General features: G+C 38.6%; 18 protein-coding genes and 1 pseudogene. 9 read left to right on the forward strand and 10 right to left on the reverse strand.

Features of this window, described 5'->3' with window-relative positions; genetic code table 11:
- The first annotated feature begins 7 nt into the window (after positions 1 to 7).
- Entirely contained in the window at positions 8 to 1,411 is a 1,404-nt protein-coding gene (locus FFM62_RS01930; RefSeq protein ID WP_115470593.1) for an MDR family MFS transporter, read from the forward strand.
- A 156-nt stretch (positions 1,412 to 1,567) separates the two neighbouring features.
- Here the strand turns inward: FFM62_RS01930 and FFM62_RS01935 are convergent, their stop codons facing one another.
- A complete protein-coding gene (locus tag FFM62_RS01935) occupies positions 1,568 to 2,728 on the reverse strand; it encodes an aminotransferase class I/II-fold pyridoxal phosphate-dependent enzyme (RefSeq protein WP_115470594.1) in 1,161 nt (386 codons plus the stop codon).
- Positions 2,729 to 3,248: 520 nt separating this feature from the next.
- Positions 3,249 to 4,346: a lipocalin-like domain-containing protein gene (locus FFM62_RS01940; RefSeq protein WP_115470595.1), complete on the reverse strand. Its 1,098-nt coding sequence runs from the start codon at positions 4,344 to 4,346 to the stop codon at positions 3,249 to 3,251.
- Positions 4,347 to 4,639: 293 nt separating this feature from the next.
- On the opposite strand from FFM62_RS01940, the gene FFM62_RS01945 reads away from it, so the two are divergent.
- On the forward strand, positions 4,640 to 5,572 hold the full coding sequence (locus tag FFM62_RS01945) for a hypothetical protein (RefSeq protein ID WP_115470596.1): 933 nt from the start codon (positions 4,640 to 4,642) through the stop codon (positions 5,570 to 5,572).
- A 137-nt stretch (positions 5,573 to 5,709) separates the two neighbouring features.
- Here FFM62_RS01945 and FFM62_RS01950 read toward each other — a convergent pair whose 3' ends face one another.
- From FFM62_RS01950 to rlmH, 3 genes are all read right to left on the reverse strand, one after another.
- Entirely contained in the window at positions 5,710 to 6,570 is an 861-nt protein-coding gene (locus tag FFM62_RS01950; RefSeq protein ID WP_075270551.1) for a formate/nitrite transporter family protein, read from the reverse strand.
- A 38-nt stretch (positions 6,571 to 6,608) separates the two neighbouring features.
- A complete protein-coding gene (locus FFM62_RS01955) occupies positions 6,609 to 7,709 on the reverse strand; it encodes an alpha-hydroxy-acid oxidizing protein (protein WP_371851230.1) in 1,101 nt (366 codons plus the stop codon).
- A gap of 238 nt (positions 7,710 to 7,947) precedes the next feature.
- Entirely contained in the window at positions 7,948 to 8,427 is a 480-nt protein-coding gene (gene rlmH / locus FFM62_RS01960) for a 23S rRNA (pseudouridine(1915)-N(3))-methyltransferase RlmH (RefSeq protein WP_115470598.1), read from the reverse strand.
- A 733-nt stretch (positions 8,428 to 9,160) separates the two neighbouring features.
- Here rlmH and FFM62_RS01965 point away from each other — a divergent pair.
- Entirely contained in the window at positions 9,161 to 10,504 is a 1,344-nt protein-coding gene (locus tag FFM62_RS01965) for a TrkH family potassium uptake protein (protein WP_115470599.1), read from the forward strand.
- A 52-nt stretch (positions 10,505 to 10,556) separates the two neighbouring features.
- Entirely contained in the window at positions 10,557 to 11,378 is an 822-nt protein-coding gene (locus FFM62_RS01970) for a Cof-type HAD-IIB family hydrolase (protein ID WP_115470600.1), read from the forward strand.
- Positions 11,379 to 11,622: 244 nt separating this feature from the next.
- On the opposite strand, the gene FFM62_RS01975 is transcribed toward FFM62_RS01970, so the two are convergent.
- Positions 11,623 to 12,321 carry a ribonuclease H1 domain-containing protein gene (locus tag FFM62_RS01975; protein ID WP_115470601.1) on the reverse strand — a complete coding sequence of 233 codons (699 nt, stop codon included), beginning with the start codon at positions 12,319 to 12,321 and terminating at the stop codon, positions 11,623 to 11,625.
- 124 nt (positions 12,322 to 12,445) lie between these two features.
- On the opposite strand from FFM62_RS01975, the gene FFM62_RS01980 reads away from it, so the two are divergent.
- From FFM62_RS01980 to FFM62_RS01990, 3 genes are read left to right on the forward strand one after another with little or no spacing between them, the layout of a single operon-like run.
- On the forward strand, positions 12,446 to 12,838 hold the full coding sequence (locus tag FFM62_RS01980; RefSeq protein ID WP_115470602.1) for a GntR family transcriptional regulator: 393 nt from the start codon (positions 12,446 to 12,448) through the stop codon (positions 12,836 to 12,838).
- On the forward strand, positions 12,825 to 13,532 hold the full coding sequence (locus FFM62_RS01985; RefSeq protein ID WP_115470603.1) for an ATP-binding cassette domain-containing protein: 708 nt from the start codon (positions 12,825 to 12,827) through the stop codon (positions 13,530 to 13,532). Before FFM62_RS01980 ends, FFM62_RS01985 begins: the two co-directional genes overlap by 14 nt.
- A complete protein-coding gene (locus FFM62_RS01990; protein ID WP_115470604.1) occupies positions 13,532 to 14,242 on the forward strand; it encodes a hypothetical protein in 711 nt (236 codons plus the stop codon). The genes FFM62_RS01985 and FFM62_RS01990 overlap by 1 nt, the downstream gene beginning before the upstream one ends.
- A 228-nt stretch (positions 14,243 to 14,470) precedes the next feature.
- Here FFM62_RS01990 and FFM62_RS01995 read toward each other — a convergent pair whose 3' ends face one another.
- Entirely contained in the window at positions 14,471 to 15,154 is a 684-nt protein-coding gene (locus FFM62_RS01995) for a DUF6198 family protein (RefSeq protein WP_115470605.1), read from the reverse strand.
- 297 nt (positions 15,155 to 15,451) lie between these two features.
- Here FFM62_RS01995 and FFM62_RS02000 point away from each other — a divergent pair, with 297 nt between their 5' ends.
- Complete coding sequence (locus FFM62_RS02000) at positions 15,452 to 16,759, forward strand: NCS2 family permease (protein ID WP_115470606.1); 1,308 nt, start codon at positions 15,452 to 15,454, stop codon at positions 16,757 to 16,759.
- Positions 16,760 to 16,846: 87 nt separating this feature from the next.
- Here FFM62_RS02000 and FFM62_RS02005 read toward each other — a convergent pair whose 3' ends face one another.
- Together FFM62_RS02005 and FFM62_RS02010 are read right to left on the reverse strand one after the other, a co-directional pair.
- A complete protein-coding gene (locus FFM62_RS02005) occupies positions 16,847 to 17,842 on the reverse strand; it encodes a D-2-hydroxyacid dehydrogenase (RefSeq protein ID WP_115470607.1) in 996 nt (331 codons plus the stop codon).
- A gap of 31 nt (positions 17,843 to 17,873) precedes the next feature.
- Positions 17,874 to 19,022 (reverse strand): aminotransferase class I/II-fold pyridoxal phosphate-dependent enzyme, encoded by a 1,149-nt coding sequence (locus tag FFM62_RS02010; protein ID WP_240005896.1) that lies wholly within the window; start codon positions 19,020 to 19,022, stop codon positions 17,874 to 17,876.
- A 247-nt stretch (positions 19,023 to 19,269) separates the two neighbouring features.
- On the opposite strand from FFM62_RS02010, the gene FFM62_RS02015 reads away from it, so the two are divergent.
- Entirely contained in the window at positions 19,270 to 20,421 is a 1,152-nt protein-coding gene (locus FFM62_RS02015; RefSeq protein ID WP_165845872.1) for an aldose epimerase family protein, read from the forward strand.
- Between the two features lie 172 nt (positions 20,422 to 20,593).
- On the opposite strand, the pseudogene FFM62_RS02020 reads toward FFM62_RS02015, so the two are convergent.
- Positions 20,594 to 21,555: pseudogene (locus tag FFM62_RS02020) on the reverse strand (2-hydroxyacid dehydrogenase family protein).
- Positions 21,556 to 21,563 lie beyond the last annotated feature (8 nt).

Raw genomic sequence — 21,563 nt, forward strand, 5'->3', positions numbered from 1 at the left:
AGGAAGTATGACGTCTCAAGCAATTAGTACAAAGAAGAGAACCGTCATGATGATTGTATTGTTAGCCGGTGCGTTTGTCGCCCTGTTGGCGGAAACGTTTTTAAATAATGCAATACCTACCATCATGTCGGCTTTTCAAGTGACACAGTCTTCAGCTCAATGGTTAACGACAGCCTATTTATTAGTTGTCGGTTTAATGATTCCCCTGTCTGCTTGGATTTTTGAGTCATTTAATCTACGGCAAAATTATTTAACCATGATTGGTATCTTTTTTATCGGTTCGTTGATTTGTGTTTTCGCACCTAATTTCGGTATCTTGTTGACCGGTAGAATAATTGAAGCAGTCGCAGCCGGTGGCTTAATGCCGTTTATTCAAAATGTTATTTTGATGATGTTTCCACCAGAAAAACGTGGGATGGCGATGGGAATTACAGGGCTAGTTATCGGTTTTGGTCCTGCAATTGGTCCAACGATATCAGGAGTGATCTTACAGTATAGTCACTGGCAAATGTTATTTATTATTTTAAGTGCGCTTAGTGCATTAATTGGCGTTGTGGCTATATTTACGATTGGTAATTTACACGTGCCTAATAAACAGACAACAGATATGTTATCGTTCTTAGAATCAATTATTGGTTTTGGCTTACTGTTATATGCGTTGTCAGAAGTTGGTAATACCGGTAAAGTCACGCCGTTGTTAGCAGTTTTGTTTATCATCGGGCTTGTAACGATTTATCTTTTCGGTCGCCGTCAATTACAGCTCCCCCAACCATTATTAGATATTCGCGTGTTTAAAAATATTCAATTTGATATCTGCACATTATTAAGTATGATCAGTAATATTGCGATGGTCAGTGTTGAGTTGGTATTGCCACTATATATACAAACTACCAGAGACGAAACAGCATTGACTTCAGGTTTGATTATGATGCCAGGTGCAATCGTTATGATGATTTGTAACCCGGTATCTGGTATCCTGTATGATAAATTGGGTATCAAGAAATTATCATTATTTGGTTTTGGCATGCTGATACTAGGGACATTGCCAATGTTGATGTTTGATACAACAACGAGTTTGTTAGTTATTGGTATCAGTTACGCTGTACGAATGGTCGGTATTTCTTTCACGATGATGACAACGTTTACGGCAGCTATTAATGCGGTGCAGTCTGATTTAACAGCGCATGCGAATGCAGCGTCATCAACTCTTAGACAAGTTGGTGGTTCATTTGGAACAGCAATTTCGATGTTAATTGTTACGTTAACGATTACTTTGCAGTCACACATGCCTCATCAAATTGCGCTTGAGCACGGCTTTTATTGGGCCTTTATTCTGATGATAGGATTTGCATTGATTGGTTTATTGGCATCATTATTTTTGCCTGCGAAGAAAGTCGTGCGTTCAAACTGAACAATGTAAGAGTTGTTTTGAAGCTGGTGGTTCATGCTATAACATTTACAGACTTATAATTAATATATTTTTATTATAAAAAGTGGTTGGGATATTTGTGTATCCCAACCACTTGTTTTTGTATTTAAAGGCATGTTAATTTTTAGCAGCAACTTACTAATCTGTTAAATAAGCCAATGCTTGGGCAAAATCTTGCTTTAAATCGTCAAAATCTTCGAGACCTACTGATAGGCGTAGTAATCCTGGTGTCACCCCACTAGCTTGTTGTTCTTCGGGACTAAGTTCGGCATGGGACATCGTACAAGGATATGACAGAATCGTCTCAACTGCTCCCAGAGAGACTAAAAAAATAGGCAACTGTAGGTGTTGCACTAGGGTCTGGACATTGTCTTCACTGCCAATATTAAACGATAAGACCGCCCCACCTGATAATGCTTGTTTAGATTGAATGGCATAATTTGAATCGTCTTTTAATCCGGGGTAATTAACAGCTTTGACAGCTGGCTGTTGTTGTAGCCACTGCGCAATCTTGGTCGTGCTCTCTGTTTCTGTTTGTAAACAAACTTTGAGTGTTTTCAGGCCACGTAATAGCAACCAACAGTCACCGATACTAAGCGTTGCGCCCATGGCATTTTGAATGAAATAAACGGCATCTCCCAAAGCATCATCTTTGGTTACAACCAGGCCGGCCAAAATGTCGGAATGACCAGACAAAAACTTTGTGGCACTGTGAATAACCAAATCAGCACCAAGCGATAGTGGCTTTTGATAAAGTGGTGTCATGAAAGTGTTGTCGGCAAATAGCAAGGCACCATGGGCATGAGTTGACTTAGCTGTTGCTGCTAAGTCAACGACGGTAAGGGTCGGATTAGATGGCGTTTCTGCATAAACGACCTTTGTGTTTTCTTGATAAGCTGCTTCTAGCGCCTCTTGGTCATTTAAATCAACAAATGTATGGCTGATACCGTAATTAGGCAACAGTTCAGTAACCAAACGGAACGTACCCCCATAAACATCTTTTGTGATAATAATGTGGTCACCTTGATGGAGGGTCAAAAAAGCTGCTGTAATTGCAGCCATACCAGTCGAGAAAGCAAAGCCACGTGAACCACCTTCCAAATTAGCGATGCTCTCTTCTACTTGATCACGAGTAGGATTGCCACTTCTTGCGTAGTCATACTTTCCCAGATTCCAAGGGTCCTTCTGTGCAAAAGTTGAAGAAAAATATACGGGTGTGTTAACAGCGCCAGTCAATGGATCTGGACGTACAGTATCGTGAATGATTTTGGTTGCATCGTTATAGTTAGTTTCGCTCATGTGTTAAACTCCCTCTTTGTTAGTCGTTAGTGTCGTAGTAGTTGCTTTTTTAATTGTTTTGCCTTTCTAATCGTTTTATGTACGCCAAATAAAAAAGCTTTCGCCTATGCAATAAATGCACAGGGCGAAAGCTTCGTGGTACCACCTGAATTTCCTATTAGTTCACACTAAATAGGCTTAATAAGTTCACTTTTCAGTAAACCTGGTGAAAATAACGGGCACCACACCGAGAATACTAGCCAAATGATCAATATCTAGACTCTAAGTTCATCTTCATTATTCGCACGAATTACCCTTTTTACCAAACGGGTTTCTCTGTCTACTAGTTTGAATAACTACTCTTCTTTTCAATGTCTAATTATTTTTTAAATTTTCTCATATTATCATTAAGGATTTTATTTGTCAAACTTCAAACCAGTTATGGTCAGCTTGTTGTATTAAAAAAGACAGCTATTATGTCATCTGAAATGAACTTTCAGTAAACTACATAGCTGTCCTTTTTAGTTTTTAAATTGTGGAATTAAACGTGTGCTTCAGGGTCTTCTTTACCACCGTAATTATACTCGTAAATCATATCTCCTGATTCAGTTACTTGCTGGCCATCCTCTTCAAATGACAAGGTTCCCTTTGCAAAGTAACGCATATAACCGGGTTGAATGCCCATCTTATCATATTGTGCGCGAACTTCATCCGTTGCACCCCAGTACATGTTACGAACCTCAAGTTCTTGGTGCCATTCTGTTGTGAACGTAACAGTCTCACCATCTGCATTTGCGAAGGTATACTTTGAAGTCTTTGGGAAATGCTTCTTGATTTCTGGTTGTAAGGTCAATTCAGTTTCGTGTGTGAAGTTACCATCCGTTTGGAAGATGACTTCACCAGTTTTGTTGTCCATTACACCAAAGAATGGAATTTGCTGGTAATCGAATTGCTTAGCAGCAACGAAATCATAAATTAATACAGTGTAGTTCTCAGTATACAAGTGTCCCCAAAGCCAGTGATGCCAAGCCACGATTGGTGAAATATTTACCCATTGGTGATCGTGGTAACCTGAGCCAGTGACTTCATGAGTTTCACCGTTATAAGTTAATGTTCCAGTGACTTGGTTCTTCACAACACTTAAGTCAGTATAATGATATTCATCATTATCTCCTAAGGTGATGATACCAGTATTTCCTTGCCGGAATGGCTTAACAAGCGCATGGAAGTGCAAGTCAGCAGCCACATCAGCTACTGGATCAATATGAATTTCGTAATCTTTGAAGTCACCAACAACACTGTGTGGTCCAACCTTTACATCACACTTCTCTTTACCGAAATATGACTCCTCGGCTGGATAATCAATGATTTGTTGACCATAGGTTTCTCCCTCTGGTGAAGTAATAAAAATACCGATATCAGGATGATCACCGGCTTCTTGAAGCTTATATGGTGACTTTGGATGGAAGTAGAAAACGGCTTTACTACCATCATCTAAAATAGCATCAAAATACCAAACTTCTGATGTACCAGGTATGTCAGTATCGCGACGATCGTCTTCCCAAGTTTGAACTTTGTTAGGATCAATGCCTAATTTTTCAAAATCTGCAGGTTGGTCCATTAAACGTGCTTTTGCCATGTGAAATTCCCTCTTTTATATCTTCGTTATTAATCTTACATATGCATTATAGTGTCATAGTGTATAGTTACTCAACCAATAAAACTGCCTAAAAAGTTTGGTATTGTGTTGTCGGCTTTACTGTTAAGCGAACACAAAGAAGTTATTTTTTCGATAGATTCTTGCCTGAAAAATTGCAAAAGTTAAAAACTTGACACGTGTAAAGGTTGGCCTTAAAATCACAGCAATTAGTTAATTATGATTTAATTGATTATGGTGCTATTATTCTCATTTCTACTAGGAGGTTTAATGTTGTGACTAATATGGTATTAGCACGAACAATTGAAGTGGTTTTCTATTTTGTTTATCTTTCGGCAGCCGTGGTGCTGGTCAAAAATAAACGACTTGAGCAATTATTTCAGTTGATTACGTGTTCATTATTGGGTGTTTCTTTAGAGTTATTTAGTGTATATATCTTTAAAACGTACCACTATTATTCTCATTTTCTGATTAATATTGGTGACGCTGGTGCTTTGAAGAGTGTGCCTTTATGGGTTGGTCTTGGCTGGGGATTGCTCATGCCATTGGCTATCTCAGCAGCTAAGAAAATCGTGAAGACGCCCTTTGCCGCTGGGTTAATTGCGTATGTGATTGTGATTGGTTGGGATTTGATCTGGGACATCATTGCCATTCGTACAAGCGGTGGTATGTGGGTTTGGCACGGTTACCCAACGGATTTGAAGATTACGATTGACGCATTATATGGTATTCCTTGGATGAATTATTTGGGATATTCGGGTGCTATTGTACCGCTGTCAATGATTATGGCGTTCAACAAGCGCAAGTTCCACGTACAAGACAGTAATGCACGTAGTTTTTGGTTCTCAATTATTAACTATCTAGAAGGATTAGCTGCGTTTATTGTGGTTGTTGCTATCTTTGCATTAATCAATAATTTCGTTGCTTCATTTGCTATCGTGGCATTCCTAGTTTTGTTCATTGGTATTCTGTTGTATATGCTTTACGCAGTATTTATGAAACAACAAGTTGATTTCTTTAAAAATGTTGACTGGGCGTTCATCTTGCAATTTGGATTAAGTTATATTGTTTCTATGTATATGGGATTCTATATTGGAGTATTCCAGGATAAGCCTTGGTTAGTCGTTGTTCATTTGATTTTGATGGTGGTAACCCTTCTATTTGGGGTTATTTCACCTAAGAAGCGTCAAACAGTAGGTGAATATTAAGTATAAAAACCATAGTCACCAACATAATGTGACTATGGTTTTTATTGTCTAATAAACTCTTTTTAGAAGAATAATTCAATAACACAAAAAAAGCATTGCAACTCACTGATTGCAATGCTTTTTATAGTTAATTTGTATTAGTCAACATATGATGTCTTGGTACGGTTCAACCAAGCATATGTCATTCCAATAATCAATGCACCACCGACATAGTTACCGATCAGGGCAAAGAATAGATTGTGTAGTATACTTCCAAGCGTCATACCAGCAATTGCACCGTTTGAAGCAAAGAAAGCTAATGAGAATGCTGGGAAGTTGGCGATAACGTGTTCGTATCCTAAGAAAGCAAAGATAAAGATAACGAAAATAATAGCCATAACTTTACCACCATCATCCTTCATACGTAAGTTGATCGTGAAGGCCGTGTTAACGATAACGTTAGCGAAAATAGCTTCGACGAAAATTTGAAGTGATGACTTACCCAACTTACTAGCAATACCAGTAAATAGGTAATTACCAGCTGGCAAATCCTGGAATGGTCCGGTTAGGGAAACCATATAAGCAAATAGAATTCCCCCGATTAAGTTAAATAGTAACGTGGTACCAAGAATCTTAGCTGCCTTAGAGACTTTCAACTTTTTACGATAAACACCAACGGTCATAAATAACATATTTGAGGTTCCAAGTTCAGCTCCCATGAAGATGATCATCACAAGTGACCAACTAAACATGAAAGCGAAAGTGAACTTTCCTGAACCAGGTGCTATTTTTTCAGCTTCTAGCGCTGTTCCGAATGCAGCAGCGGTTCCTAGTGTTAGGAATAAGGTTGCGAGCATTGCTCGTGCAGCATAGCGTGCATAACTATTGTTAAATAGCGCAACTTTATTCATTAAAGCTTCATCAATTTTTTGGAATAAAGGTGATTTCTCAGCAGGCGCTTCTTTGGCCTCTACGCTAGGAACATCAGCTTCATAACTTCTATCTTGTGGAATATCCATGTCTTCTCCTAAAGTGTTAATTTATTTTTTATTTTTAATTACCATGTGTCTCGCAAAGTGAATTTTCTAACGTCATCAATTGTTTGTGTACCTGCCAATTGCATAACGAGTGCTAGTTCATCCTTAAAGAAGTTGAAGACTTGTTCAACACCAGTAGCACCACCAAGTGCTAGACCGTAAATAGCAGGACGACCAATGGCAACCAAGTCAGCACCAGAAGCCAATGCCTTAAAGGCGTGTTGACCACGACGAATACCACTGTCAAAGACAACGGGTGCGCGACCATTAACGGCTTCGGCAACTGTTTCAAGTGATTCGAATGCTGCAGGACCACCGTCTAATTGACGACCACCATGGTTAGTAACCCAGATTCCACGAGCACCAGATTCTAGTGATCGGTAAGCATCCTCAGCACTTTGCACACCCTTAACATAAACAGGAATATCAGTATGGCTAGCAATATATTCCACATCACGTGGAGCTAACTTTTGCTTAGCAGACTTATACACAGCATCCATTGTTTGGCCAACCCCTGATTGATAGGCAGCTACAATTGGCATTGGTAGTGGGAACGTAAAGTGATTACGCTTGTCGGCTTCACGATTACCACCTAGTGTTGCATCAGCAGTCAAAACGATTGCTTTTGAACCATTGCGTTCTGCAGTTTCGATGATTTGATCGTTAATACCGTTATCCTTACTCATATAGAATTGGAACCATTGGTTAGCATCTTGACCACCAGCTTCACGAATGTCTTCTAATGTTGTTGATGCGAATGAAGAAGCAGTGAAGATTGAACCAAAGTTAGAAACCCCTTTTGCTGAGTACTTCTCACCTTCAACGTGAGCTAAACCGTGGGCGGCAACAGGTGCCATAATAATTGGTGCTGTTAAGTGCATGTCTTGGAAATCAACGGATGTATCGGGATCTTCAACATCTCGTAAGACACCAGGAACAATAACCTTCTTATCGAATGCCTTAACATTGTTCTTATATGTAATTAAATCGCCAGCACCACTCTGGATATAACCATAACCACCCTTTGGAATGACTTTTGCAGCGCCCTCTTCCAAATCGGTTGTATTAACAAAATCAATTTTTTGTTCACGTTCACTAGTAATGTACTCTGTCATATGCATAAATCTCCTAATAATTAAATAAAATATCAATAGGTGCAACCGCTTACACCAAACCTACAAGGAGTACATTACACTATTTAATTCCGAAATACAAGATTTAATATTAAATTTAATACCATTTATCATGCAAATACATTGTTTATTAAATCACATATGGGACATTTAATAAAAATTAGTACATATCTTTCATTATGTTTATATATACAAAAATGAGGAGAGCATCCCTAATTTATATGACCTATTTATGATATGGCGTATGTGCATTAATCATAAAGCTACGATAAATCTGTTCAGTTAATACAAGACGCATTAATTGATGAGGTAATGTGAAGCGCCCAAAACTGATTTGTGTATTGGCTCGTTTTAGTACTTCGGGTGATAATCCTAAGGAACTACCGATCACAAAAGTTAAATCTGACTTGCCTGTGGTCGTTAAATGATCAATTTCAGCAGCCATTTCTTCACTAGAACGTTCGGTTCCTTTAATGGCTAATGCAAAAACGTATTCTTTATCTTTAATTTTATTAAGGATACGTTCACCTTCCTTAGACATTACTTGATCCATTTGTGCTTGAGATAATTGTTCGGGTGCTTTTTCATCAGGCACTTCAATAATTTCTACCTTAGCGAATTTATGCAAACGTTTTGTGTATTCTGCAATACCATCTTTCAGGTATTTTTCCTTTAATTTGCCAACGCCGATGATTTTTATATTCATTGTTCGTCTACCTTTCTAAAATAGTTCGTTATTTTTATCAATTGCTTTGTAAGATGTGGATAAATACTAAAATATATCGTAAAACACATGTTATCCACAAGTTAACCACAACCTTAAAAAAGCCCGCGAGCACTATTATATCAAAGTATACGGCGGTCTTTGTGAAGATTTTAAGTCACTTATCCACTGTTGTGAATACTGGTTGTGCATAAGTTATAAAAAGTGATGACAACGGCATTTGTAAACGCTAAATTAGTGAAATTATACTCATTATAAATAAGTACAAAAAAAGTTATACACAATACAAGAAGTTGATGTTTAATTATTTTACAAAATATATGAGGAAAAAGCTAAGTTAACATTCGATATTTTCACCCTTATTAGGAATAATAAACGACATATCTATAGATAAAACGTTTTAAAAGCGTATAATTTTTAAAAAACAACTGAAAGTTAGGTAGAAATCCATTATTTTTGCAAGGTTTAACCTAATTTTAAGATAAAATCCCGATTTAACGGACTTTTGCTTATTACAATTTGTTTTAACAGGTTATCCACATTTGCATATGTATTGATTTAATGGGGTTTCTCAACAATAAATCAGGAGTTATTAACAAGTTATCCACAGAAAGCGGTGGAATACGTGGACTTTTCCCCTAGTTGTCCACAAAAATCTGTGAAAAACTTTTGCGCTGCTCCTGTATAATATAAAGAAGTTGGGAGATACTTAATTATGAAAAAATTATTTAACAAATTAACGCCGCCTCAGGTATTAACGTTTGGATTTTTGGCGATTATATTTGTTGGGGCTTTTATATTAAGGTTGCCTATTTCACAGCAAACTGGTGTACATGTTAATTTCCTTGATGCATTGTTTACTTCCGTGTCCGCTACGGCAATTACGGGACTGACTGTTGTGAATACGGCAGCAACGTGGTCAACCTTTGGCCAAGTTATCTTATTGATTATGATCGAGATTGGTGCGCTTGGGTTTATGACGTTTGCGGTCTTGCTATTTGCGATAACCGGGCAACGATTAGACTTAAGAGCGCGGTTGATGGCGCAGCAAGCGCTAAATTTACGTAATTTAGCGGATGTTAAAAGTGTGTTATCGTACGTCTTCTCGCTATCAGCCATTATTCAGCTTGTTGGTGCGGTACTGATGCTACCTGACTTTGTACCCCGTTTTGGAATGACGAAAGGTATTTATCTGAGTGTTGCCTCGTCTATTTCGGCATTTGGAAATGCGGGATTTACATTCTTTGATCAACCAGTGACGTTTTTACAAAATGATCCGTATGTGTTGATTATTTGGATGTTATTAATTACTGCAGGTTCATTAGGTTTCCTAGTTTGGCGAGATTTATTGCTCTTTTATAAGCAGCGACGCGTTAGTCTACATACTAAGGTAGCTTTGCATGTATCTAGTTGGCTAATTGGGTTGAGTTTTGTCATGTTCTTATTCACGGAGAAATTCTTGGCGCCTTTAGCAGATACCTCATCGATTGGACACCGTATTATTGATAGTCTGTTTTTGGCCGTTGCACCTCGTACGGCGGGACTAGATGTTGTGCCGTTGACCAACGTTTCAACGGCCGGTATTATGATAATTACCCTATTAATGTTCGTCGGTGGAACGCCAGGCTCGACTTCTGGTGGTATTAAAACAACCACATTGGGTATTTTATGGATGCAAACATTGGCCGCATTACGTGGTCAAGAACAGGTAAACTTTGGTGGTCGGCGTTTTAGCCCAAAAGTTGTTATTAAAGCAATGATGTTAGTCGTTATTTCGATTGTTTTCGTCGCAATGGCTTCGCTTTTGCTGACAATCACTGAGACGATTCCAAAAGGTCAAGGTATGGAATATGTTGTCTTTGAAGTTATTTCTGCTTTCTCAACAACAGGATTGTCGTTGGGATTGACCCCTCACTTGACGAGTTTCGGTAAATTTGTCATTATGATCGTCATGTTTATCGGTCGTGTTGGTCTGTATACCGTGATGTTTTCAGTCATGAATATCCGTGATAAGCCAAAAAGTTATCAATATCCGACTGAGGAAGTAATTATTGGCTAAAAGACATTAGATTGCGTAAACTATATAGGTAGAAAATGATAGGAGTTTAAGCATGTCAGAAATCAAGATGATTGCTTCGGATTTGGATAGCACCTTCTTTAATGATAAAAAACAGTATCATAAAACCCATTTTGCAGAAGTTTTGGATAAGCTAACCATACAAGGTGGTCATTTCATCATTGCGTCTGGTCGTGATGTTGATTCTGTTGACCCCCTTTTTAAGTCGTTTGCCGGCCGCTATGATTTGGTGGCCGATAACGGTGCTGTTGTTAGAACTGCAGATGGTGAACTACTACAAATGGTTGGTTTGCATGTGGCGGATGTGACGGATATCATGGCGGTTGTCAATGAAATGCCATTTGAACCATTGCATGGTGCCGTCTTTACCGGTGCTGAAACAACATTTATGTTACAATCACAAGCAAGTTTGAATCTATTGCATAAGGCAACAATGAAAAAAGTGCATGAAAATTTGCAGTTCATTGATTTTGTGGATCAAATTCACGAACCTATTTTGAAAGTAACAATTACCTTTGAGACTGAGAAAACACAAGAGTTTATTGACTTAGCAAGATTACGTTTAGGTAGTCGTGCGCATGTCACCACATCCGGTTATGGATCGGTAGATATCGTGGCGCCAAATATTAATAAGGCAAATGGCCTACAAGTGCTAGCTAGTCATTATGGATTGAAATTAGATGAGAATTTGGTAGCTTTTGGTGATGGATTAAATGATGCTGAAATGTTGAAAGCAGCCGCCTATCCCTTTGCTATGATTAATGGTGATGAATCACTAAAGGCCTTCTATCCGTTAGCTGTCGATGATAATAATCATGACGGTGTCTTAAAAACGGTAGATACGCTAATCAAATAACAATAATAAAAAACCAGCCTAGATAATTTATATCAGGCTGGTTTTTTATTATGTATAAATATGCATTTAGAGAATTGGCGAACATAGTCACAACAAACAACTTTATTAACCTTGTTAATAATTTGTTCCCCTATAACGGAACGCTTGTGAAAATAATGATGCAATAATTAACCAAACCATTGTGAAAAATGGTACAATGGGCAGAAAATAAAAAGACTCGTTTGGCACGAATCTTTAAGTTGAATTATGATAATTGGTCCATTGCATCATTTAATAACTGGTCAACCGTGATATTACCATGACTGGTAGCGTGACCTTTAACCCAAATAAATGATAGACGCGGTGCAATTGGCTGAATGAGCGTGTAGATTTGTTGCCAGGCTTTAAGATTAGCAATCTCACCAGAGCTTTTGCGCCAGCCATTAGCTACCCAGTTGTACATCCAATTGGTAACAGTATCTAGCACATATTTAGAATCACTAACAATTGTGATTGGTGCTGACACTTTAGCAGCTTGTAGTAGGGCGTTGATCAGTGCGAGCATCTCCATCTCATTGTTGGTGCGACCCCAATCCGCGCCGCTATCAGTGAATACAGGCTCATTGAGGTTAGAACCACGATAGATTGCAATAGCCCAGCCAGCTTTATCGGTTGCTTTGACGTGACCACCAGCAACATTGCCAGTATTGCGGCTACCGCCATCGGTAAAGATGTAATACTGATTAGGATCAGCATGAAATGTACCATTGTAAGCAGTGGTGTATTGACGTGATGTATCATTTTTCGCTGAAACTTGGCTATCAAACCATGCCTGAGCCGCAGATTTGGTAGTAAATCCTTTAAATTTTGGGGCTGGTTTTGTTTGTGTATAAGCTTTGACCTCTGACCAAGGCTTGGTATAGAGACCTTCGTATTGATTACCAACAATAGCATATGTTTTCATTATAAATCGTCCTTAATCATGAAGTTATTGTCTCTAATAATAACGTATTTTTCCTTTGTTTGCCAAGTTGACAGGGTTCTTTGTTACAGTGTAGTATAACAGTGCAACACTGAAAGGAGCCAATATGGAATTTAGTTCAAATCAACCCATATATTTACAGGTAGCAACTTGGTTGGAACAACAGATTCTTGAAGAAAAATACCCGATTGGTCATAAGATTCCAGGTGTCCGTGATTTAGCGGTTCATTTGATTGTCAGTACACGTACGGTGCAAAATGCCGTTAATCAGTTAGTGACGAGTGGTTTAATCATCACAAAGCGCGGGCAAGGCAATTTTGTAACGGAAGATGCCGCCAAGATCGATGATATTAAACTGGACAAGAAAATGCGCATCACACAAGAATATATTAATGAAATCATGCATGTTGCGCAGGCGCAAGAAATACCAGACTTAGTCGCAAATGCAATGAAAGAGTATGAAGATACACGGACTAGGAGGGACCATGTTACAGGTTAACAATTTGCATTATACAAAAAGTCGCCACGTTATTCTGCGTGGTTTGAGCTTTAAGATACCAACGCATCGTACGGTGGCGTTGTTGGGAGAAAATGGTGTTGGTAAGACAACTTTAATGAGTCTGATTTCAGGCCTTATTGAACCCAATCCACATTCAGATATCATGATTGACGGTATCATGGGGGCAAAAATAAAAGCACATCTGTCATATGTTTCAACACTAGACTGGGCAAATAACTATGATCGTGTCAGTGATATTGTGGACTATTTTAAGATGGGATATCCTGATTTCAATGAGCAACGGATGAATGAATTGATTAAATTCATGCGTATCGACCGGACACGTCGCATTGCTAAACTATCAACGGGAACGATTGAAAAATTATTGATTGCCTTAACGATTTCTCGGGATACATCGGTCTATTTATTAGATGAGCCTTTTGGTGGTGTTGACGTGATTGCACGTAAAAAAATTATGCAGTCATTGTTACACTGGTTACCTGAGGAAGCTACAGTGCTTATTTCAACGCATTATATTCAGGAAATCGAAAATTTGGTAGATGATGCGATTATTTTGAAGGACGGTCGTTTGCTAGCTTATGAATCTGTAGAAAAGATTCGTAAAGAAGAAGGGCTATCATTAGAAAAATACTATACACAGTTGTATATCGAAGATAATGGAGGGTGTGAATAATGTTAACCAACACACGACTCTTTAAAATTTTTGCGAAAGATTCTTTAAATCATAACCTTTTTATCATCGGGGTTGGTGCCATTGTCAGTATTTTTATTTTTATTTGGCAATTATTACCTTTTGTACCGCATGCAGAAATTACCGGCACAATTACACCAACATCGTTTACCGATCGGTTAGTTATTTATGTGGGGACGTTAGTTATTGGTATTAATTTGATGCTTGGCGCGCGCATGTTTATTTCGGCTGCCAAGTCGTGGAATAAATCAAAATACATTTTGTTACCTGCACAAGTTTGGCAAGTAGTTGTTTGGAATTTAATTGCGCGCTTTGTAGTCGGCTTTTTTTCGATGTTTATGACAACCATTGCTTTCTTAGGCCTCGAATGGTTCTTGAATTCCTCATATCATGCGGATATCGTGGACGTTTTGACGTCGATTCCGATGTCCGAAATTGGTATGGCGTTTGATGCGACGATTGCCCTTTATTTGTTTGTTAATTTAGCAGTGGTTACAAATAATTGGTTAATGGGATTCGTTAGTGATAAGTGGCAGCAACGAGTCAAAGTATTAGGATTGATTACGATGATTTTTATCATGGGCTATGCAATTTCCTGGGTACCAGATAATGGGGTTGCTGATATAATTGTTGATATTATCATGTTTGGACTAATTTGGTATTTGCTCAGATATCATAATGAAGCAAAATAATAAAAATAAAGGTCGGGACATTTTGTCCCGACCTTTTAAATTGCACAAGTTCTTGTTATAACCAGCTTCAAAGCGATTTTTGTCACGCTCTGTATAAACGCGTTCCAAAAATCTGAAGCTTCAATGTAACGAAATTTGTGCCATTCCTGTCCTACGCTGCGCTACGGCCAAAAATGCCACAAACCACGTTACACACCAGCTTCAAACCAATTTTTGTCACGCTCTCTGTTAATGGCTGATTTTAATATTATTAAGTTTATGGTCGAGGTGGCTGAAGACGTGGTGGTCAGCGTAACCGACGAACATACCTTGTAAGAAAAATGAAAATAGGGTACCGATGTTGATGGCAGTTATCTTGCCTGAAAATGCCCAAGCAAGTAATGAAATCAACATTGGGAATGAGAAGTTGATGATTTGAGAAATTGCCGCATTGCCTTTAAAGAACATAAATCGCGTTAGATTTGTCAAATCATCAATTGGATGAAGAATGAATTGCAATCGTTGGGTAATTGATACCCCAAAACCAATACTGATAATCCCAAGGAAATCAATAACGATTCGCCAAGCAAGGGGGAAAGTTTCAAGAACAGCTAGACGCGTTGAAACAATTCCGATAATCCCGCTGAAAGCAACCACGAAGATAATATTACCAATGACGTGTGGCCAGTCGATACTGCGTTGCAAGATGCAGACCAACGTTGCGGCTAAAACACCATAAAAGAATAAAAATGTACTAATTGATGTGCCCGTAACATTGGCAAGATTGGCTGCAGATGCGGTCCAAGGGGCTGAACCCATGTTAGTCGCAACTGTAATACCATTGCCAAATGTATTAAAAAGTAGTCCTGCTAGAAAATAGATGACGATTTCATGTGAAGATAGTCGCCGAAGATGCCCGTGTTCGTTATACATAAAATACCTCTAGAATAAATAACCTTAGTTTTCATTCTAACAAACTTTTGGTGAAGTGATTGATGAGTTTTGAAGGAATACTGTTGTTCAGCGAGTGCCCGACAACATATCTAGTCGTTTCTTATTGTCAGGTGGTTTTTGTATTGTTCGGGAAAAATCTATTAAAGTTCGCTTTTTGCTTGTTTAAATAACCGTTTTACGAAAAAAATCGGATTTTCTTTGATTTTTTACGGTTATCTATAATACAATAAGTTGGTTGTTTTAAAATTGAATTATTTATTAAGGGGTCTGATTTACATGTTTGAGCGTTACTTCAAGCTATCTGAATCAGGAACGTCTGTTAAAACTGAGCTATTAGCTGGTTTAACAACTTTCCTATCAATGGCTTATATTTTATTCGTTAACCCTTCAGTACTTGGTGCAACAGGTATGGACAAAAATGCTGTCTTTGTTGCCACAGGTCTAATTGGTGCCATCGCAACCATCTTTATGGGACTTGTTGCTAAGTATCCATTTGCGATTGCTCCCGGACTAGGTATCAATGCTTTCTTCGCTTACAGTGTTGTTATTGGTATGGGAATTAAGTGGCAAACTGCTTTGGCAGGAGTCTTTGTTGCCGGTGTGATTTTCTGGCTTTTGACGGTTTTCAAAATTCGTGAAACCATCATTAATGCCATTCCGGCTGACTTAAAAGCAGCTATTGCTGGTGGTATTGGATTCTTCATTGCGATGATCGGATTAGTTGACGGTGGCTTGATTGCTGCTGACAAATCAACCATTATTGGTTGGGGTGATTGGAGTGATCCTAAGGTCATGCTAACAATTGTCGGTGTGTTAATTTCCTTCGCGCTATATGCACGTAAGGTGCCAGGAGCTATCTTTATCGGAATGGTTGCAACTTCAATTATCGGTTTGGTGACAGGACTAATTCCAATGCCTTCATCAATCGTTTCAGGTGTTCCAAGTTTGGCACCAACTTTTGGTCAAGCTATTTTCGGTTTGCAGGATGTGTTTACCTGGCAGATGATACCGGTTATCCTGACGTTTTTGCTAGTTGCATTCTTTGATACTGCTGGTTCGCTAATCGGAATTGCACGTTCTGGTGGATACTTGGTCAACAATGAATTACCACGTGCCGGAAAAGCATTGATGGCTGATGCTATTGGTATGCTGGGTGGTTCACTATTGGGAACATCACCAACAACGGCCTATGTTGAATCATCAACGGGTATTGCTGTTGGTGGTCGTACCGGATTAACATCACTATTTACTGGACTATTCTTGCTATTGTCATTGTTCTTCTCACCATTGCTAGTTGTTGTGACATCTAATGTGACAGCATCAGCATTGATTATCGTTGGTGTTTTGATGGCAAGTAATTTGTCCGAAGTTGATTGGAAAGATTTCCCAATTGCTGCGGCATCATTCTTAACAGTTTTGGGGATGCCATTGTCATACTCAATTTCTGATGGTATCGCATTAGGATTTATCGTTTATCCATTGTTGATGCTAGTTACAGGACGTGGTAAGAAAGTCCACCCAATTATGTACGCCTTGGGCATAACGTTTATCATATTCGTTATTATCTTACAGACAAATGGTTAATTGTTTCATGTGAAACAAAAAAGTCGGGACATTTTGTCCCGACTTTTTTATATGGAAAAACATTATAAAACAGATTAAAGTTGTTTGTTAATTGAGCTCATGCTCGCTGGTGCCGCCGTTGATAATAGTTAGCATATCCTTCATAGAAATATCGACCATATTGCGAATAGCATTGTCAGTGTAAAAACCAATATGTGGAGTAATAATTGCATTTGGCAATGTCAAAATTGTCTTCAAGTAATCATTTTCAAAAGGCTTTTCTGAAAAGTCATCACTAAATATATTGGCTTCGCCTTCAATAGTATCTAGTCCAGCAGCTGTAATCTCATGATTTTGCAAAGCAGCAATTAGCGCTGGTGTATACACGACACCTCCACGAGAAGCATTAATAAAAATAGCACTTGGCTTCATTTTTTTGAATACACTCTCATCAAACAGATGGTAAGTGCTCTCTAATAATGGCGTATGGGTCGTCACAATATCGGCTTCTTTGTACACGGTCTCGTGATCAACATAATCTAAAATACTATTGAGCTCCGGACGGTGGATAGGGTCAGCTGCAATGACGGTTGCGCCTAATGCTTTGAAAATTCGAGCGACTTCACTACCAATCTTACCAGCACCAATAATACCAACTGTTAGATCATGAATTTCACGGGCTTGTAGACCTTCCCAGGTAAAGTTGTATGATTGCTCGCGACTTTGTGCGACATGGAGATGGCGTAGCAGCCACATAGTTTGGGCCAAAACCATTTCAGATACTGAACGTGGTGAATAAGCAGGAACATTTGTGACTTTTAATTGATTTTGAGTAGCTAAATCCAAGTTGATCGTGTCATAACCAGTAATACGTAATGTAATTTGCTTAATACCAAATTCATGTAATTTTTGGTACACGATGGGATCGTCAATTAGATTATCCTGCTCGGTAGAAATGCCGTCATATCCCTTGGCTAAATCGACTGTATCAGGGTTTAACGTGACTTTATTAGAGTCTACCTCCACATCTGGATGAGTTTTTAGCCATTCTTTGATAGCAATTTCTTCATCATCCATGATGTTATACAGTAAAACCTTTTTCATTAAATATCTCCCTTATCTATGCTAATTAAATCTAAAATGATAGCTTTGAAAAAGCAACCACTGCTTTTTCAAGTGTCGCCATGTCTTGTGTAACCGCAATGCGAATATAGCCTTTGCCAGCTTCACCAAATGCCTGACCAGGGATAACTAGTACACCAGTTTTTTCAAGTAAATAATTGCTGAATGCAACGTCATCCATACCAGTAGCAGAAATGTCAGCGAAAAGATAAATGCTACCAGCAACTGGTAGAATCTTTAGCCAAGGTAGTTTATTTAATTCAGTTGTCACGTATTCTAAACGTTCACCAAATTGTGCTTTTAATGCGGGTGTGATTTTGTCAATATGTTGCAAACCATACGCACCAGCTGCTTGTGAAATGCTTGGGGCTGAAAAATCAATCCCTTCATTGAGCAGGCCAGCAGCGGCAATTACATCTGCAGGCCCAATCAAGTATCCAATTCTAAAGCCGGTCATGGCAAATACTTTTGACAAAGAACCGGCTACCAAAGTATGCTCAGGAGCAAGCGATTCCAACGGAACGAAATCGCTGTCGTCGTAGACAAATGGCCAATACACTTCGTCAGCAAGTAGATAGAAGTCATGTTCTTTAGCTAAATCAGCCAGTGCTTGTAAAGTTTCTTGATCATAGACAGCACCGGTCGGATTGTTAGGTGTATTAACTAAGATGGCTTTCGTTTTGTCTGTAATAGCTGCAGCGATATCTTCCTTGGTTGGTTGGAAGTTGTTTTCAGCTTTGCAGTTAACGACAACAACTTTAGCGTGATGGGCCTCAATTTGTACTTCATAAGGTGAAAAGTAAGGTGAGAAGATGATGACCTCATCATCAGGATTGAGGATTGCGCCAAAAGCTAAAAAGGTTGCATGGCCAGCGCCGACAGTAGCCCGGACGTTTTCTTTAGCATAGGTTAGATTAAAATTCTTTTGATAAAAATTGATAATCGCATCAAGATATTCTGGATCACCATCGCTAGCGGTGTAATGTGTTTTTCCCGCTGTTAAAGCATCTTTAGCAGCATTTAGAATTGGTTCAGGTGTAATCATGTCTGGATCACCAATTGATAGATTGATGACATCAGTCATTAATGCTGCGTTCTTACCAATATCAGACATGATATTGGCGGCTGGATTTTGAAATAAATTAGAAAGGCTACGTGCCATGTGAAATCCCCCATGAATTCTCATTTTATTTTAATTACATTATACATTTTTTTAGTGTCTTGTGCGAAGGATTTTTTAAAAATATACACAAAATTTGTATTTTAATACATCGGAGGGAAGACATAATTAGTTCATTATTTATTCGTAATAATAGCTAAATTAATTGAAGAGCTTTTCGTTGTAACCGCTTTCTTATAATGTTAAATTAGTGATGTTTAAAACAAGCTTAAGAAAGGACGTGGTTGTAATGAGTCATAATAACGGGTTGGTAAAAACTGTCGTGGCTAGTTTATCTCTATGCTTAGGGCTGGGTGTTAGCCAGGTTATTACTAACGACAAAGTTTTTGCTGAGGATACAGATAATAATGGTTCGGTTGAGAAATTTGATAAATATAAAGGACATCAGGTCTATGAATACTCTGTTCAAAACAAATCGGGATTGAAAATCTCTGTTTTGAATCAAGGTGGGACCTTGCATGGTATCTATGTACCTAATGGTAATGATGACAAGCAAAATATTTTATTGTCTTTCAAACATACCAAGCAGTACTACAGTAAGAATGCGCAAGCACTTTATGTTGGACAGCAAATTGGGCCAGTTGGAAACCGTATTCGCAATGGTGAATTTAAGCTGAATGGCAAGAAGGTTTCTGTACCAACGAATGAAAATGGCAATACGTTACATAGTGGTGATCATGGTTTCAATTCTGTTCGTTGGAAGGGTGAAACCGGTACGTATGAAGGTAATCCAGCAATCACTCTACGGCATACCTTTAGCTCAAAGTACACTGGCTTCCCTGGTAAAATTCAAGCAACAACCAGGTACGTTGTGACTGATGACAATCAAGTTAAGGTACTGATGAGTGCTAAGAGTGATAAGAATACCGTTTTCGATCCGACAATTCACGCGTACTTTAACTTAGGTCAGGAAAAGACAATTAAAAATCAGGAATTGACGATGAATTCAACGCAACGACTGAAGTTGAATAAAGAAAAGGTGCCAACTGGTAAATTGCTTGATAACAAGGGGGCTTATGACTTCTCTGAGGCTAAACCACTGAAGGACCATCTTGATCCGTTGATGAGTACCAAGGAGCAAGGGTTTGATACGATGTTCAAGGTTAATCCAGATAAAGACAAGCAAATTGCCAAGTTATCTGACCCAAAAACTGATCGTTCAGTGACCTTCTTATCAGAACGTAATGGATTGGTGGTCTATTCGGGTAATGCTATCGACAAGAAGTTAACATTTGAATCTGGAAAGGGTCATCAGCATGCGGCTATTGCGCTGGAGCCACAAACGCTACCTGATGCAGTCAATCACCCAAGTTTTGGAGATGTTTCACTAAAATCAGGTGATACCAAGACCAAGGAAATTACTTATCAGATTGATTATTAGCAGAGTTATGTGAGATAAACTACCGGCAAATTAAAAAAATATTTTTTGAGATTGGGACATCGATTTTGTTTCAGTCTCTTTTTTAATATATAAAAAGACGTTCATTATCCCGTAACCGTTAAATAAGGGTATTTATGGGGGAATGACGTCTTAAATCAATGCTATGAAAATTTTAAGGGTTAACAATAAACTTTGCTGGCTGGTCATTATCTACTAACACAACATTATCAGCGACAATTTTAGCCATTGCGTCACGTGCTTCGACAGTAGCATTACCAACATGCGGTGTTAGAATGACGTTTTTAAGAATCTTAAAGCCATCGTCAACTTCAGGTTCACGTTCATAGACATCTAGTGCAGCACCTGCAATTTCACCATCTTTAAGAGCTTGTAATAGTGCAGCTTCATCGATGATTGGACCACGACCGACATTAATAATGTTTGCCGTTGGCTTCATTGCTTTGAAAGCAGCTTCATTAAATTGATGATAATTTTCATCTGTTTGAGGTGCATTAATTGAAATAAAGTCACTTGTGGCAATTAATTCATCAAACGGACGATAAGTGACTTTCATTGAACGTTCTTCAGGATCGACAAAGGGGTACGCTTATAATACTGCACGTGCATCCCCAAAGCATTGGCCTTACGAGCCACGTCACTACCGATGTTACCGAGACCGACAATTCCTAGCGTTTTACCAGCGATTTCATGACCTAAGAAGAATAATGGTGCCCAGCCAGGGAAACCATCACGATGCATTTTGTAGTTTCCTTCAACAATACGATGACTCAATGCAAGCATTAGACCAATTGTCACCTCAGCAACCGCATTAGTTGAAACGGCGGGGGTGTTTGTGACAGGGATACCTTTTTCTTTAGCATAAGCAGTATCAATGTTGTTAAAACCAGCGCCAAAGTTAGCAATCAGTTTTAGTTTTGGGGCGGCGTCGATAATTTCACGATCGACCTTAGTTGATAGGGGTGTGATTAAAAAATCCGCATCACGGACGTTTTCAAGCAATGTTTCATGTGAAACTAAACCGTCACCGTCATAAATTGAAACATCGAACCCGTTATCGGTTAATGTTTGTGTAGCCAGTGCGGGTAATTCTGCTGACAGATATGCCTTACTCATGATTATCT

This window comes from Weissella thailandensis, from assembly GCF_005405465.1.
In the GTDB taxonomy this organism is placed as follows: domain Bacteria; phylum Bacillota; class Bacilli; order Lactobacillales; family Lactobacillaceae; genus Weissella; species Weissella thailandensis.